The sequence below is a fragment of the Streptomyces sp. NPDC050147 genome (assembly GCF_040660195.1).
Lineage (GTDB): Bacteria > Actinomycetota > Actinomycetes > Streptomycetales > Streptomycetaceae > Streptomyces.
This window is the reverse complement of record NZ_JBFALJ010000017.1, coordinates 130,931-145,287: the sequence shown is the minus strand read 5'-3', so window position 1 is coordinate 145,287 and position 14,357 is coordinate 130,931. Positions and strand designations below refer to the sequence as shown.

At 68.4% G+C, this 14,357-nt stretch carries 12 protein-coding genes and 1 pseudogene; 3 read left to right on the top strand and 10 right to left on the bottom strand.

From position 1 onward, the window contains the following. Positions 1–236: 236 nt before the first annotated feature. A complete protein-coding gene (locus tag AB0I94_RS25390; RefSeq protein ID WP_363311939.1) occupies positions 237–1,154 on the bottom strand; it encodes an alpha/beta hydrolase in 918 nt (305 codons plus the stop codon). 235 nt (positions 1,155–1,389) lie between these two features. Between AB0I94_RS25390 and AB0I94_RS25385 the strand changes: the two genes are divergently transcribed. Further along, a complete protein-coding gene (locus tag AB0I94_RS25385) occupies positions 1,390–2,259 on the top strand; it encodes a helix-turn-helix domain-containing protein (RefSeq protein WP_363311938.1) in 870 nt (289 codons plus the stop codon). 221 nt (positions 2,260–2,480) lie between these two features. Here the strand turns inward: AB0I94_RS25385 and AB0I94_RS25380 are convergent, their stop codons facing one another. Beyond that, positions 2,481–3,206, bottom strand: a complete 726-nt coding sequence (locus tag AB0I94_RS25380) for a nucleotidyltransferase domain-containing protein (protein ID WP_363311936.1) — start codon at positions 3,204–3,206, stop codon at positions 2,481–2,483. A 1,103-nt stretch (positions 3,207–4,309) separates the two neighbouring features. Here AB0I94_RS25380 and AB0I94_RS25375 point away from each other — a divergent pair. Next, positions 4,310–4,656 (top strand): annotated as a pseudogene (locus AB0I94_RS25375) (helicase); the annotation flags it as partial. Positions 4,657–4,700: 44 nt separating this feature from the next. On the opposite strand, the gene AB0I94_RS25370 reads toward AB0I94_RS25375, so the two are convergent. From AB0I94_RS25370 to AB0I94_RS25350, 5 genes are all read right to left on the bottom strand, one after another. Continuing rightward, positions 4,701–5,561 (bottom strand): LysR family transcriptional regulator, encoded by an 861-nt coding sequence (locus AB0I94_RS25370; protein WP_363311935.1) that lies wholly within the window; start codon positions 5,559–5,561, stop codon positions 4,701–4,703. A gap of 260 nt (positions 5,562–5,821) precedes the next feature. Continuing rightward, positions 5,822–6,196 (bottom strand): cupin domain-containing protein, encoded by a 375-nt coding sequence (locus AB0I94_RS25365; RefSeq protein ID WP_363311934.1) that lies wholly within the window; start codon positions 6,194–6,196, stop codon positions 5,822–5,824. A 118-nt stretch (positions 6,197–6,314) separates the two neighbouring features. Beyond that, positions 6,315–7,745 (bottom strand): MFS transporter, encoded by a 1,431-nt coding sequence (locus AB0I94_RS25360; RefSeq protein ID WP_363311933.1) that lies wholly within the window; start codon positions 7,743–7,745, stop codon positions 6,315–6,317. A gap of 94 nt (positions 7,746–7,839) precedes the next feature. Beyond that, positions 7,840–8,241 (bottom strand): VOC family protein, encoded by a 402-nt coding sequence (locus tag AB0I94_RS25355; RefSeq protein ID WP_363311932.1) that lies wholly within the window; start codon positions 8,239–8,241, stop codon positions 7,840–7,842. 21 nt (positions 8,242–8,262) lie between these two features. Continuing rightward, a complete protein-coding gene (locus AB0I94_RS25350; protein WP_363311931.1) occupies positions 8,263–8,757 on the bottom strand; it encodes a cupin domain-containing protein in 495 nt (164 codons plus the stop codon). Between the two features lie 1,257 nt (positions 8,758–10,014). Here AB0I94_RS25350 and AB0I94_RS25345 point away from each other — a divergent pair. Beyond that, entirely contained in the window at positions 10,015–10,464 is a 450-nt protein-coding gene (locus AB0I94_RS25345) for an SRPBCC family protein (RefSeq protein ID WP_363311930.1), read from the top strand. A gap of 169 nt (positions 10,465–10,633) precedes the next feature. On the opposite strand, the gene AB0I94_RS25340 is transcribed toward AB0I94_RS25345, so the two are convergent. From AB0I94_RS25340 to abc-f, 3 genes are all read right to left on the bottom strand, one after another. Beyond that, positions 10,634–11,857 carry a macrolide family glycosyltransferase gene (locus AB0I94_RS25340; protein WP_363311929.1) on the bottom strand — a complete coding sequence of 408 codons (1,224 nt, stop codon included), beginning with the start codon at positions 11,855–11,857 and terminating at the stop codon, positions 10,634–10,636. Positions 11,858–11,924: 67 nt separating this feature from the next. Further along, the gene (locus AB0I94_RS25335) at positions 11,925–12,578 is read right to left on the bottom strand and encodes a CatB-related O-acetyltransferase (protein WP_363311928.1); all 654 of its coding nucleotides are present in this window, start codon (positions 12,576–12,578) and stop codon (positions 11,925–11,927) included. Positions 12,579–12,652: 74 nt separating this feature from the next. Then, positions 12,653–14,272, bottom strand: coding sequence for a ribosomal protection-like ABC-F family protein (abc-f, locus tag AB0I94_RS25330; RefSeq protein ID WP_363311927.1), 1,620 nt, complete (start codon positions 14,270–14,272; stop codon positions 12,653–12,655). Positions 14,273–14,357: the final 85 nt, after the last annotated feature.

The window sequence follows — 14,357 nt, the reverse complement described above, 5'->3', positions numbered from 1 at the left end:
ACGCGGCGTGGTCCGAGGCCATACGCTAACCGAACACCGGCGGGTCCGTCCACGGAAATTGCGAACCGTGCCGACGAAGCCTCCAACCTCGCCGTTTCACTTGGTTTGCGGCTGATGGGGCAGAAACGCGAAAGCGCCTTCCTGACCTGGATGAACTTTGCAGAGACTGCGACAACAGGGCTGCACAGTCCTTATTGGCTGCCTCTGCTGCCCGTGGGACTGGAGTGACCGGGTAGTCACCCGACCAGATGCCTGCCGAAGAATTCGGTGAGCTTGGCGACGGCGGGGGTGACGTATTCGTCCTTGTCGTACAAGTCGATGTGCGTGGCACCGTCGATAACGACCAGCTCCTTGGGCTCAGCCGCCTGCTCGATCGCTTCCCGGCTGAAGTAGGCGCTCTCCGCCTCGGAACCAGCGATCATCAACAGGGGGCGGGGCGAGATCAGTTCGATCATCGCGTACGAGTCGTACTGGGCGAGCAGGTCGACGCTGCGCAGCACCCAGCCTTGGACCGCACGAGGGTGGTGGCCGCGTGAAGTGCAGTAGAACTCGAACGTCTCGCGGAACTGCCGGGTACCGGTCTCCAGCAGTTCCTCTGCGTTGTCGGGAATCCATCCCACCAGCCGCGGGGCCGCGCCGCGTGCCTCCTCGGTGCGCGCCGCACCGGCCTGGTCGAGCAGGGCCTTGAGGACCGCCGGGTCCTGTGTTCGGCCCAGTCCTTCACGAATCACCGAGCCCATGTCCACGGCGCTGACCGTGGCCACGCTCTTGATGCGGTGGTCGGTCTGAGCGGCGTAGGGGACGTAACCGCCGGACGCGCAGATACCCAGGGCTCCGATACGGTCCGGGTCGATGTCATCACGGGTGGTCAGGTAACTCACGGCGGACTTGATGTCCTCGGCGCGCTGGAAGGGGTTCTCCATGCCGCGCGGCTCGCCCTCGCTCTCGCCCTGGTTGGCGGCGTCGAAGACGAGGGTGGCGAATCCGGCGCGGGCCAGACGTTCGGCGTAGACGCTCGGGCTCTGCTCCTTCACGCCGCCTCCCGGATGGGAGATGACAACAGCCGGCAGCCGGCCGTCGATGTGGTCGTCGGGGGTGAAGACAATCCCGGCGAGGGCGAGATTGTTGCTGGGGAAGACGACGCTGTTCTTCACGGTCGGTGTCTCCTGGTGCAGGTGGGGAAGTGCTGTGAGCGCGTCGGCGCGGATTCCTCCTGCAGGACCTCCGACGGGGCCTTTGCCCTCGGAGCAGTCCGTCTGCCGGCCACGTCACCGACACTCGCACGCGGTACATGGGCGAGTAAGGGGCCCCTTCTGTCCCCGGCCGGCGCGGTCCTGGGACACGGCAGGCCCCCTGTCGCAGGGTCGGCGGGCTGTAAGACTTGTGCCTATGAGCAGCAGCAACGCCCACGACAGCGAACTGGGCGCCTTCCTGAAAGCGCGGCGCACAGAGCTGAGCCCGGCCGAAGTGGGGCTGCCTGATGCGGCCGGCAGGCGCAGGGTCAAGGGTCTGCGCCGCGAGGAGGTGGCCCTGCTGGCGTCGATCAGCCCCGACTACTACACGCGCCTGGAGCAGGGCCGCCGCCAGGCTTCCGAACCGGTGCTGGACACGCTCGCGCGTGTCCTCCGACTCGACACCGGGGAGCGTGCCTACCTGTTTGAACTGTCCGGTCGAGACGCCGCCCGGCCGCGTCGCCGCACCACGCAGAAGGTCCAACCGCAGCTGCAGCGCCTCCTGGATGACCTCTCCACCACGCCGGCCGTCGTCCTGGGCCGCCGCACGGACATCCTCGCCTGGAATGCCATGGCCGCCGCCCTGTTCACTGATTTCGCGCGGATCCCGGAGAAGAAGCGCAACTTCGTACGGCTGGTCTTCTGCGAACCGGCTATCAGAGCGCTGTACCCGGACTGGGAGTGGGTCGCGCAGATGACTCTGGCGCAGCTGCGCATGGAAGCCGCCCGCGATCCGAAAGATCCGCGGCTGACCGAACTGGTGGGCGAGCTGTCACTTCAGGACCCCGACTTCCGGCGCTGGTGGGGCGCCCACCGCGTCGCCACCCAGGGATCGGGTACAAAAACGCTGAACCATCCGGTTGTTGGCCCGCTCACCCTCGACTGGTCCTTCCTCACCTGCACCGACGACCCCGACCAGCAGCTCATCACCCTGACCGCCGATCCCGGCACACCCAGCCACGATCGACTGCGCACCCTCGCCACATGGGCCGCGCAAGCCGCCGACCATCCGATTGCGGACCGGTAGAGCGGGTGTGAGAGGCGGGTGTGAGACGGGAAGGCCCGCATATGAGGTGTCGCGTATCAGCGGATGGGACCGGTTTCTGATTACTGACTGCCGCCGGTCACGGTGGTCCAGCGCGGGTCGATGTGGCCCAACCATGAGTCTTGATCGTCGGCCAATGGTTCTCTTAGGGGAAGGGGAAGGAACCGACAGTACGACTTCTCCTGGGGCGCGTCAGAAGCAACTCAGGCTCGCCAAGGGTGGGAGAAGCCCTCCAGCAGTGGTCCGCCGAGCAGGTCGAGCACCTGGTGCACCGCAGTGGCCAACAACCGGGGGTCGGCGTACTCAGCTACGGCCTGGTGCCCATCCAGCAGTGCTTTGCCCAGGCCCGGGTCTGCACTGAGCAGTCGGCGGGGAAGCCATTTACCGATACCTGTCCAGGAGCCGTGGTGGGCGGTGAGCAGGTCTGCTGCCTGACGCAGCACCTGGTCGGCGAGGGAGAGCTGTTCGTACCGGCTGTCGGGCGGGGTGTCGGTCAGGTCGTCCAGGAAGCAGGTCAGAACGTAGCGGCCGTGTGCCCACTCGGCCGCGCTGAGAGGCGGAGGCCCTGAACCGAGGACATCCCGGGCCAGCTGGCGCGCATGGGCCACATGTCCGTGCGGGTCTGTCAGGGGTAGGCCCTGGTCGTAGACGAACAGGACGGTCCCGCGGCGCCGGGCTCGGTCCCAGGCGAAGAACTCCGGTATGTCCGCCAGGGCGTTGAGGAACAGCTCGACGATGCGGCCCTGGTGACGGATCACTTCCCGCCGGCTGACGTCAGAGTCGGGAAGGAGCACGGCCACATCCAGATCGCTGGTCGCGGTGGCACGCCCCCGAGCGGCGGAGCCTCCGAGTATGGCGCCCAGGGCTTGAGGAAAGAGCTCGGTGACCACTCGGAGAGCGTGACCTTCAATAGCTTCCTGCTCGTCCATGGACGCTCATCTTGCCAGCATGAGGATCTGCCAGCCGGGCTTCGAGATAGGCAGTCCAGTCGTTGGCCGCGCGGTGGCGCCATTGCTGGGCGGTGGTGATGTGCAGGCCGAGCATGGGTGCGAGGACGGCGGGCGGCAGGCCCTGGGCGAGTGCTCCACTCCCCCGCACAGCCGCCACAGGGCGACCAGCTCTCGGGAAGCCCGAAGTCCAACTGCCGGCGAAGCTTCAAATCCGCCACGCCGGTCTCCTCCTCGGGCGCCGGCGGAAGCAAACTCCGATGCGACAGCGGCGCGTGCTCCGCCAGCCACTGCTCGACCCGGGCTGCCTGCACCCGCTGTATGCCTTCGCTCATGCAGGGCACCGTACAGAGCACGGGGCCCGGCGAACCCGGTTGTGGCCACAGACCGGTCGGCCAGGCGCCGGACGAACAGCGAGTCAACCGAGCCCAGCAACGTCTCGATGCGCGGCCTGTCACCAGTCATCGACTGCACCGATCAGCACAATCAGCATGGCGTTGTGCGGGTGACACATCCGTTCCACCAGTGGTTCGGGGCGGGAGTTCACCTTCGTGGACCGGCGTCTGGCCTGGGGCGAGGCCGGGGTCGCGCTCCATTACCAGGAAGGGCAGTTGACGTTGGCCGCCCTGGAGAAGGCCCGGAACGGCCGCGAAGCCCACCGTCGCAGCCTCGCCCGGGAACACGTGCAGCGGCAAGCCGCCCCGCCTGCGCCCACGGAGTCCGACCCGCACCCTCGCGAGGCACCGGCGCCCACCACCGTGGCAACACCCCCACCCCCGCAGGCACCGTCGTCCAGCGGCATCACCACGGCGGCCGCCGTGCCGTCCCCACTTCCGCCGCAACCCGTCCTGCCGCCACCGTCTGCCCAGGCCCCCTCCCCGCGTCCCCGCTCCCTACCGACGGTTCAGCTGGCGCCCTCCCATGCCTCGCCGCTGGCGCAGGTGACTGCGGCCCACCCGACACGCAAAAGCCCCCGGGGTGCGGACCGCCCCGGGCACCCGCCCAAACTCCGGCCTCTCGCGGGGCTCGTGCTCGAACGACGCACCCCGTACGGCTGTCTCGACTCAGTGAAGAGTCCCTGCGGGTTCCGCAAGACGATTTGGGCGGACTCGCGCTGCGCGGCGACCACAAGCCACTCCGCCGTCGGCGCCTGCCGGGCGAGTTCGCCGCCGAGATCGCAGGCGACGGCACTGCAGTGGAGAAGTGCTTCCTGTGCTCGGTGAAGGTCTTGGGCGAGGGCGGCGGCACCAAGAACTGCGACTCCGTCTGCAGGGCGGACGTACGCGGCTCCATGCCCGGTCACGTCCAGGCCGTGGGCCGCGCGCTGCGGACTCAGCCCGGCGAACGCAAGACCGCATCCCTGGTCGTTCCGGTCCTGCTCGGACCGGTCGAGACAGCCGACAACATGCTCACCAGCCGCGCATACGGCGGCCACGGCCAGCGTAAGTACAACAACCGCGGTGCCCAGCGCGGCACCTACGCCCCCACAGTCTCCCGCGCCATCCTCACGAACTGCCCCAGCTGCGGATGCCCGCCGTGCTGCGGATAGATCAAGTTCAGCGGCACACTGGGAGCGTCTGGAATCGACACAAACGAGACGAATGCGTGGAAGTGCTGCCGGCCTACGAACTCCGGCACGACCCCGAGCCCCTTGTTCGCCGCCACCGCCTCCAGCCATTCGTCGAAGTTGCGGCACACCACTGCCACGTCCGGTCGCCGGTCGGCGGGCCACTCGTTCAGGTTCGTCGTACCGCTCACCTCGTTCAGCACGAGTTGGTGGTCCGCGATCTCCTGCCAGCTCATCTCCTCCCGCCCGGCCAGCTCCGAACGGGTCGACACCGCGACGATCCTGCGTTCGTGCAGCAGCGTCACTGTCTGCATGCCAGGCGCCCGTACGCGCCCCCGCAGCACCGCCACATCCGCGTCCCCGCGGTCCACCCCCGCCAGTTTCGCGTCATGCCGTTGTACATGTACCGATAGCCCGGTCTCCGCCTCGAAACGGGCGATTGTCTCCTGTGGCCAGCCGGACGGGAACCCCCAGGCGAACCCCACGCGGAACGTCTCGTCCTGCGGTTCGGGGCGCAGCGCCGCCTCCAGCCTCGGTATGAGGAAGCTGAGTTGGCTGTAGAGGGCCTCACCGGCCGAGGTGAGCGCCACCTGCCGTGTCGTACGTTCGAGCAGCCGTCTCCCGATCAGCTCCTCCAGGCGTCGAATGTTGCGACTGAGAGTCGGTTGGGAGACCTCCATCCGCTTGGCAGCACGCGTGAAGTGCTTGTCTTCCGCCAGTGCCAAAAACCCACGCAGGTGGTGTAGCTCGATGCTCATGCCGAGCAGCATATGCAGACTGTTGAACCCGCCTCCGTACCTGGGTGGCTCCCCGGAGTCCTGCGACAGTCTCGGCGTTCTTCGTCAATTACCTTGGAATCCATGGCGCACAGCCGCCTAGGCTGTGCATGTGGGCTCCCTTTTCAGGGGACTTGATGTCCCGTGTCGTTGCCGAGTTCGCGAAGACGCACGGCTCCTTGACGGGATGCGAAAGGGCCCGGACTCCGGGTCCGGGCCCCTGTGTCGCAGACGTGGTCTGTCTGCCCCTTGGCTCAGCCCTGGTACTGCGCCTGCGTCACGTGTTCCTTCCACTCCGTCGGCCCGTCAGTGACCGCGATGTGTGTCATGAAGGTGCCCGGCCCCGCCCCGTGCCAGTGCTCTTCGCCGGGGTGGCAGACGACTGTGTCGCCGGCCCGGATCTCCTGCACCTCGCCGCTGCGGAAACCCAGAAGACCGACCCCCTCGGTGACGTGCAGGACCTGGCCCGCCGGGTGGCGGTGCCAGGCGCTGCGCGCGCCGGGGGTGAACAGTACGTTGCGTACTTCGGCGTTGGCGGTGGCACCGATGCGCGGCCACAGCCAGACATCCCCGTGGAAGCGGTCCTCGGGGCCCTTGGTCGCGTCTCCGGGGTGACGGATGACGTCCATGGTGTGTACTCCTCAAGTCCAGTGGTTCGTTTGCCGATGGTTTGTTGTTCGTGCCCCTGAGGGGGTTATGCGTAAGGGACAGGTAGGCACGCCGGGGCGGCGGTGAGCGGCCGGAGCTCTACGCCTTCCCGTCTCCTCCGGTCCTACCGGCCAGGAAGACCAGTCCGGCGGCCGCGACCGACACGACCGCGAGCACCATGTTCGTCGTGCCGAACGCCCCGTGTGCTGTGCCTTTCTGCTCCGCCAGGGCGAGGTAGACGGTGCCGAAGACTGCGACGCCCATCGTTCCGCCGACCTGCAGCGTGGTGTTGAACAGGCCGCTGACGTCTGGCGCATACTCCGGCTCGACCGACTCCGTGAGGTGCGCCAGCGTTCCGCTGAATGCCGCGCCGTAGCCGATCCCGCCGATGCCGAGCAACAGCACCAACCAAGCCGTGGTCTGCAGGCCGGCGGCGATTCCAGCGAAGGACACGGCCATCAGCAGGCCGCCCACCGGGGCTGCCAAGCGGCGGCTGCGCGCACCCGTGCGGCCCAGGAGGGGGCCGACCGCTGCGAACGTCGCCACCCAGGCGATGGGCACGAGCCCCGCGTACACCGCGCTCTTGCCCAGGCCCTGCTGGAGGTAGAGCGCGAGGACGAAGAGCAGGGCGAAGTAGCCGGCGCGGGTGGCCGCCTGGGAGACCAGGGCGAGCGACACCGCGGGCCTGGAGAGCAGCGACACGTTCACCAGCGGGTCGCCGCCCCGCCGCGCAGTGTCCCGCTCGACCTTCGCGAACAGTGCGAAGACGGGCAGCGAGGCGGCCAGACACAGCCAGGTCCACAGCGGCCAGCCCGCATCCTGTCCCAGCACCAGCGGGGTGACCAGCAGGAACAGAGCCAGGGAGAGCAGGCCCACGCCCCGCAGGTCGAGCTTCTTGCTGCCCAGGCCCTCGTCGGCGGGCAGGAAGGCGTACGAGGTGATCAGCAGGACGATCCCGAGCGGGACATTGATGAGGAAGATCGGGCGCCAGCCGCTTCCCAGGATGTCCGCCGAGACCAGGATGCCGCCCAGCGCCTGGCCGACCACCGAGCTGACGCCGAGGACACCGGTGTAGGCGCCGAGGGCGCGGCGCCGGGCTTCTCCGGCGAAATTGACCTGGATGCTGGTCAAGACCTGGGAGACCATCAGAGCCGCACCCACGCCCTGCACTACGCGCGCAGCTACCAGCGTGGCGCCGTTCGGTGCGAGTCCGCAGCCCAGGGAGGACAGGGTGAAGACCGCCAGGCCGCCGAGATAGATCCGGCGGCGCCCGCGGATCTCACCGAGCCGCGCGCCGGTGATCAGGAGCATCGCGTACGCGAGGGTGTATCCGGAGACGATCAGTTCCAGTTCGCCGCCCGAGGCGTGCAGCCGGTCGCGTATCGAGGGGATGGCCACATTGACGACGGCTATGTCCACGTTGCCGAGGAACATGCCGCCGAGCAGAGAGGCGAGTACCCATCCCGCCCGCGGCCCGGGGCGTCCGGACCCCTCTGTCACCGTGGTCTGTTGCGCCGCAGTGGTCTTCACGGAATCCATCCCTCGCCTGTACCGTCCCGTTTGTACTGTCGCCGCGTGCCCCTGGGGCCTCCCTGACACCTGCGGCGATGCCCGAACGACGCCACTACACCGCGTCCCGCTGCACCAGCTGGAACTGGATGCCCTTCGAAGTGCCGGGCTGTGTCCAGGCGTTGAGGTTCGGGCCGACCGGTACCGGCTCGTTCGTGGTCAGCTCGACGCCGAGCCCCTGCACCGCCCGCATGATGGACGGCACGTCGTCGACCTCAACGCCGATGTGCTCGATGGTCGCCTGCTTGCCCTCGCCCAGACGGCGCTCGCGCGCCTGTGGGGTGGTGGGCTCGATGAGTTCGATGCGGCCGTCGCCGCAGTGGTAGAACGCGATCTTCACCTGCCGCTCGGGGACCTCTTGGGCCCGTTCCAGGACCATTCCCAGGCTTTCCAGGAACGCCCTGGCCTCGGCCAGGTCGTCGACCACCACTCCGATGTGATCGATGCGCTTGAACATTCTCGACTCCCTTTCTCGTAACTACTTGCTCGGCGCCTCGCCCGCCACGGCCAAGCCCTCTCGGGAGAACTTGTTGTGCAGCGAGGCCAGTTGGGGCAGGTTTGACATGTTCAGCAGGAGCAGGTCGCCCTCGGTGCCGCGGTTCTCGAAGTGGTGCGTCCACCAGGCGGGGATCAGCAGCACGTCGTCGCCGTCCAGCTCGACGGTCTCCCCTGTCTCGTCCAGGACGAGGACGCCCGACCCGGACCGCACGAAGTACAGGTGCCACCAGGAGTGCGCGTGCGGGGTGGTGTGCTCGCCGGGGCGTACCGACTGAAAGGTCATCGACGTGCCCGGCACGATCTCGTGCCCACCGTCGGGGCCGGCCAGCGTCAGCGTGCCGTACTGCGAGTGCTCGGCTGCTTCCAGCTCCTTGGCCAGGCTCTTCCAGGGCCAGACCACCGGTTCCGGGGTCTGTTGAACGTGGCGCTCGCGGAATTCAAGGTAGGGAAACTGACGTCCGGTCTGTACCGGCATGCTCTGCCTCCCGGGCAGCTTCGTAGGAATGGATGTTCGTCGTCGTGCGGCGGCGTGTGTCCGCGACCATGTCCCGCACCGCGGCATCGGCGTCCCGGGTGAACTGCGAGGCGATAAAACAGCGGCACCTGGGGGCGGGTGCAAGGGGCTCCCGCGCGCCCCAACTTCCTTGCACCCGCCCATGGCCTGGGGCTTCCGACCTCAGAGGCGCCGCTCGTCTGCCGCACCGGAAACGTAGCCCGGGAAAGCCGGCCGGGAGAAATAGTTTCGGGAGCAAATTAATGCGCCCACCGAATGAATCGCATTCATGAGCGTGCTGCATTAATCGGCTGCGGGAGACATCAAGTGCTCTGCCGTTCCCCCGGCCGTCGAGCGCGCCCTGACCGTCGCGCTGGGCGCCACCGCGCTGGGCATGGGCTGCACGGCGGCAGCACCGGCCGCCGGACTGTGGGTCAGCTCCCTACTCGGCGGTTTCTCCCACGGCTGCACACAACCGCACGCCAACGCCCTGCTCATGCGGCGCTGGGCTGCGGCCCAACTCCCCCACGTGCGCGCCAGAGTTTTCAAAGACTCCAGGGGGTCTCAACAGACAAATACGCGACGGGAGCTTCTCGGTTTTCCGTGTGAGCTCTCACTTGCCTCGACCTCGCATGAGGCTGATCCCGAAGAACACAACTCCGGCAACTACCAGCACACCGAAGACGATTCCAAGCCACGGCGGACCGTCGGGCCCCCCGCCGGGGGCTGCCAGTTCCACTGCACGCATCTCGCTGCTCCTCTCCCTCACCAGATCTGCCCCTCCGGCGGGCCGTGAAGGGCACTCGCCTCGCACCCCGCCCACTTCCAGGGAGCCCGGCCCCCACGGAGGTAGGCACCAGGATGGGTTACGCCGCCATCATTGACGCTGATCCCCCCCTGTGAGGCACGCCCCGGCGAGCACGTCGGGTAGATAGACGTACCCCTTCCGTCCCGGGCCATGGAGACATCATCGAGGCAAAGCCGGCGGCGCTCGCGGAGGCGGTCGACCGCGTTGGCGCTCACGTTCACCGCCCAGTGACTTCGCGACCGGCCAAGCCGGACTCACCGCGATGGATGACGTGCTCCGGTAGCCGCCGTCGGCGGTGACCGGTGTCCTCGACACCCTGTCTGCCAGCAGGCCACCGCTTCAGCTTCTGCCCGGCCAACCGCTACCGCGTCAACAGCGTCTTCTCGGCCGGGGACGCCACCGACGATCACCATTCATAGGAGCCGTGCACCATGCCGAAATACGACGTGACAGTGACCACCGGCGCCCCGCTGGAAGCCGTCTGGAAGCTGCTGGTCGACGCCTCGAGCTGGCCGCTGTGGTCCAAGGTGGACAGTCTGGACACGGCACGATCGGTCGGCCTGGACCCGGGTGGGGACGACGGTGTAGGTGCCGTCCGGGCTTTCCGGACGGGACGCACTGTGACCGGGGAGCGGCTGACCGAGAAGGCCGAGCCACGCCTCCTGGCCTACGAAGGCGCGTTCAACCCGTCGATGCGCAACTATCGCGCGCGCATCGAGCTGCGGCCGACCACGAATTCAGGCACGGTCATCCACTGGCACGGCGAGTACGAGACGAGCGTGCTGTTGCGCTGGGTCATGCCGCGCTACCTCCAGAATTTCATGCAGGGCATGGCGGAAGGGCTCGCCCGCTACGCCGAGGGGCGCGGACAGGCTCAGTGACGCTTACGCCGCAGCACGTTCAACCAGGTTCGATTTCTGATCCACGCTCCCCATGCCCCCGTGCCCGACGGGTCGAAGCACGGGAGTTGGCGGCTCGTTCCGGCATGTGCATGCTCAGGCAGCCAGTGTCTTCAGCAGCTGACCCGTGTCCCTACAGCTACAGCACCCGTCAGTCCGCCGGTCCATCAGCGATGCCCAGCATCTTCTCGATGAGGTTGGCGGCGCGCGGGGTGCCTCCCTCCGCCCGTGCGTCGGCGCGCAACTGTGCCGATCGGCGGGCGACTTCCGCGTCGGTGACCAGTTCGTTGAGGGCCGTTCTCAGCGTCTCGGCAGTGGCGTCCGCGGTGTCGATGCGGCGGGCGATGCCCAGTTCCACGAGCCGGTCCGCGTTCATGAACTGTTCGGCGCCCTGCGGCACGGCGATCATCGCGACGCCCGCGAGGAGCCCTTCGCCGCAGCCGCCCATTCCGGCGTGCGTGATGAAGGCGTCCGCCTGCTCCAGGATCGCCCTCTGCGGGACCCAGGAACGCACCTCGACGTTGGATGGGATGTCGCCGCCCAATTCCTGCGGGTCGGTGTATTTGCCGATCTGGAGCACGATGTGCCAGCCGGGCAGGTTGCCGTACGCGGCGACGCACTGGCGGTAGAACTCCGGTTGGCGCGTGTACGCCGAGCCCAGGGAGATCAGCAGCACGTTCTCCGCGTCTGCCGGCCGGGTCCAACCGTCCGAGTCCGAGTCCGCGTGCGCGTTCGCGTTCGCACGCGCGTCGAAGCAGGGCCCGACGAAGGTCACCGCCTCGGTGTCGACCTTGTCGGCGTTCGGCTGCATCGCCTTGGGGATCAGGGCCAGGGCCTGTGCCGGAGGTCCGGAGAACGCGTCCACGTCGATGGTGGTCGCCCCGCAGTCGACGAGCCAGTGTGCGAACTTCTCCCGGTAGGCGTCGGCGCCAGGCAGCTTCCGCAGATGCGCCGCGACGTCCTCTTCGTAGCCGTCCCAGGCCACGAACGTCGGGGACAGCTGCATGAGGGGCCGCCCCTGCGATTCGGCGAGGGCGCGCGCGGCGTAGGCGCCGATGTCGTACAGATACAGGTCGGCGGGGTCATGGTCGTAGGCGGCGTGTAGCTGGGGAAGTGCCTGGATGGCATCGTCGAGGAAGAGGTCCATCGCGGCGATGGGGTCGGTGGGCCAGTCGTTGTCGGCGACCGGCAACACGGAGGTGCAGGGCACCGGTTCGGCCCCGGTGGCCGCGATCCGGTCGGCCACGGCGGGGTCGTTGGCGTAGCTGACCCGGTGGCCGCGGGCCACGAGCTCACGGATGATCTCAAGACTCGGCAGGACGTGGCTGACGACAGGGATGCCGATCATCGCGATGTGGGAACGGTGACGGGGCAAAGGTGATCTCTCGTCTCGGGTGTGTGATGGGCAGGAGCGGCGCGCGTGCGAGGTGTATCCGCCGGTGTCACGGCTGTTGCGTGCGCGGGGCGGCGGCCTCCAGTTCGGCGACCGAGCCCGACATGATCGTGCGTACGTGCTCGGTGATGTGCTCGGCGGGCCAGTCCCACCAGGCGACGGCGAGGAGGCGGGCGATGTCCCCGGCGTCGTAGCGGGTGCGGATGAGCTGGGCCGGGTTGCCGCCGACGATCCCGTAGTCGGGGACGTCGCTGGTGACGACGGCGCCGGAGGCGATGATCGCGCCGTGGCCGATGCGGACGCCGGGCATGACCGTCGTGCTGTGGCCGAACCAGACGTCGTTGCCGACCACGGTGTCGCCCCGGCCGGGCAGGTTGGTGATCAGGTCGAAGTGGTCGGCCCAGGAGCCGCCCATGGTGGGGAAGGGGAAGGTCGAGGGGCCGTCCATCCGGTGGTTGGCGCCGTTCATGATGAATCGTGTTCCGGTGCCCAGCGCGCAGAATTTGCCGATGACGAGTTTCTCGGGGCCGTAGTGGTAGAGGACGTTGCGCGTCTCGAATGCGGTCGGGTCGTCCGGGTCGTCGTAGTACGAGTAGTCACCGACGTCGATCAAAGGAGACTTCACCAGCGGCTTGAGCAGTACCACCCGCGGGTGTTCGGGCATCGGGTGCAGGACGGTGGGGTCGGCAGGGATGGGCGGCATGTGAGACGCGCGGTCCTTTCGGGCACGGGAACAAGAACAGGAAGGGGAACGGGTGCAGGGGATGGGTGGGGCCCTCAGACTCTGATCGAGGGGGCTTGGATGGTACGCACCGCCAGATGGGTTCCTCTCCAGCGCTGCCGGAGCAGCCGGTCGTGACTGACGAGAACGACGGTGCCTGCGAAGGTGGCCAAGGCGGCCTCCAGTTCCTCGGCGAGGGCCGGAGACAGGTGGTTGGTGGGCTCGTCGAGCAGCAGGACGTCCGCAGGCCGGCTGACCAACCGCGCCAGGGCGAGCCGCTGACGCTGGCCGGTGGAGAGCCGCGCGGTCGGGACGGCGAGTTGGGCGCACTCGAACAGCCCCAGAGCAAGCAGATGTTCGGCGTGCTCGTCGGCATCCCCCTCACGCCCACGGGCGTAGGCGGCCAGGAGGGTCTCGTCCGCCGAGCCGGGGGCCGGGTCCTGGGGGAGGTAGCCGATCCGGCCGCGTCGGACGACCTGCCCGCGGTCGGCCGTCAGGTCGCCGGCCAGGACACGCAGCAGGGTGCTCTTGCCCGCGCCGTTCTCACCCGTGATCAGCAGGTGCTCGCCCATCTTGACCGTCAGATCGATCGGGGCGAGCCTTCCGTCGACCTCGGCCCCGGCCGCCTCGAGCACAGCACCGTGCAGCTGTCCGACGCGCAGCACGGGCGAGAAGCGCAGAGGCTCGGGCGGGGCCGGGACCGGGTCGGCCAGCAGGCGGCGCAGCCGCTCCTCGGCGTTGCGGACGCGGCTGGCCAGGGACTGCTGCACACGGGCGCCGGCCTGGTTGTAGGACAGTTTGTCGCCGTCCTTCATCGGTCGGCCGGGGGCTACCCGGCGGGCCGTGCCGGCGGCCGAGTCGCGCACCCGGTGGACCTCCTCGCGCCAGCGGTCGTGATGCTCGGCCCAGCGCCGCCGTGCCGCCGCCTTCTCCGCGAGGTAACCGGCGTAACCGTTGCCGTACCGCACGACGCTGCGTCGGTCGCCGTCCACCTCCAGCAGGCTCGTCGCGACCTGTTCGAGGAAGCCCCGGTCGTGGGAGACGACCACGGTGGTGCCCCGCCGCCTGCGCAGGTGCTCCTCCAGCCACGCCAGGGCGGCCTCGTCCAGATGGTTGGTCGGCTCGTCAAGGAGCAGCACCTCCGGGGCAGCTGCCAACACCGCCGCCAGACGCAGCCGGACCTGTTCGCCGCCGGAGAGAGTGCCCATGGTCAAGGCACGGTCCACCTGCCTCAGACCGAGGCCGTGCAGGGCGCGTTCCAGACGGGCATCGGCGTCGTAACCGCCGCGCAGCTCGAAGGCGGAGACGGCCTCGCCGTACGCGTCCAGCGCCGACTCGTCGCCGTCGGCCATCGCTGACTCCAGGCGGCGCATCCGCGCTTCGATCGCACGAAGATCGCTCAACGCCCGGTCGATGACCCACTGAGCCGTCACATCCGCCGGCAGGCCGCCGTCCTGAGCGAGGTAGCCGACGCCGCCGTCGGCCTGCAGGATGATCTCCCCCTGGTCGGGGTGCTCCCGCTTGGCGAGCAACCGCAGCAGGGTCGTCTTGCCGGATCCGTTCTCGCCGACGATCCCGGTGCACTCCCCCGTCGCGAGCGAGCAGGTCACCGAGTCGAGAACGGGCCTGCCGTCGAAGGACTTGCTGACTGCGAGCGCGGTGATCTGCGTATGCATACGAGCAACTCCGAAGCTGTCGGGAACGAAACGGTCGCCTGGGACCGCAAGGCCGGAAGAACGCTTCGGAAGAGCATCGGCAACT

Excerpts from the sequence above, each read along its gene's own strand:
- AB0I94_RS25385 (WP_363311938.1), top strand. The coding sequence starts at position 1,390 with ATGAGCAGCAGCAACGCCCACGACAGCGAACTGGGCGCCTTCCTGAAA.
- AB0I94_RS25380 (WP_363311936.1), bottom strand. The coding sequence starts at position 3,206 with ATGGACGAGCAGGAAGCTATTGAAGGTCACGCTCTCCGAGTGGTCACC.
- AB0I94_RS25370 (WP_363311935.1), bottom strand. The coding sequence starts at position 5,561 with ATGCTGCTCGGCATGAGCATCGAGCTACACCACCTGCGTGGGTTTTTG.
- AB0I94_RS25365 (WP_363311934.1), bottom strand. The coding sequence starts at position 6,196 with ATGGACGTCATCCGTCACCCCGGAGACGCGACCAAGGGCCCCGAGGAC.
- AB0I94_RS25355 (WP_363311932.1), bottom strand. The coding sequence starts at position 8,241 with ATGTTCAAGCGCATCGATCACATCGGAGTGGTGGTCGACGACCTGGCC.
- AB0I94_RS25350 (WP_363311931.1), bottom strand. The coding sequence starts at position 8,757 with ATGCCGGTACAGACCGGACGTCAGTTTCCCTACCTTGAATTCCGCGAG.
- AB0I94_RS25345 (WP_363311930.1), top strand. The coding sequence starts at position 10,015 with ATGCCGAAATACGACGTGACAGTGACCACCGGCGCCCCGCTGGAAGCC.
- AB0I94_RS25335 (WP_363311928.1), bottom strand. The coding sequence starts at position 12,578 with ATGCCGCCCATCCCTGCCGACCCCACCGTCCTGCACCCGATGCCCGAA.
- abc-f (WP_363311927.1), bottom strand. The coding sequence starts at position 14,272 with ATGCATACGCAGATCACCGCGCTCGCAGTCAGCAAGTCCTTCGACGGC.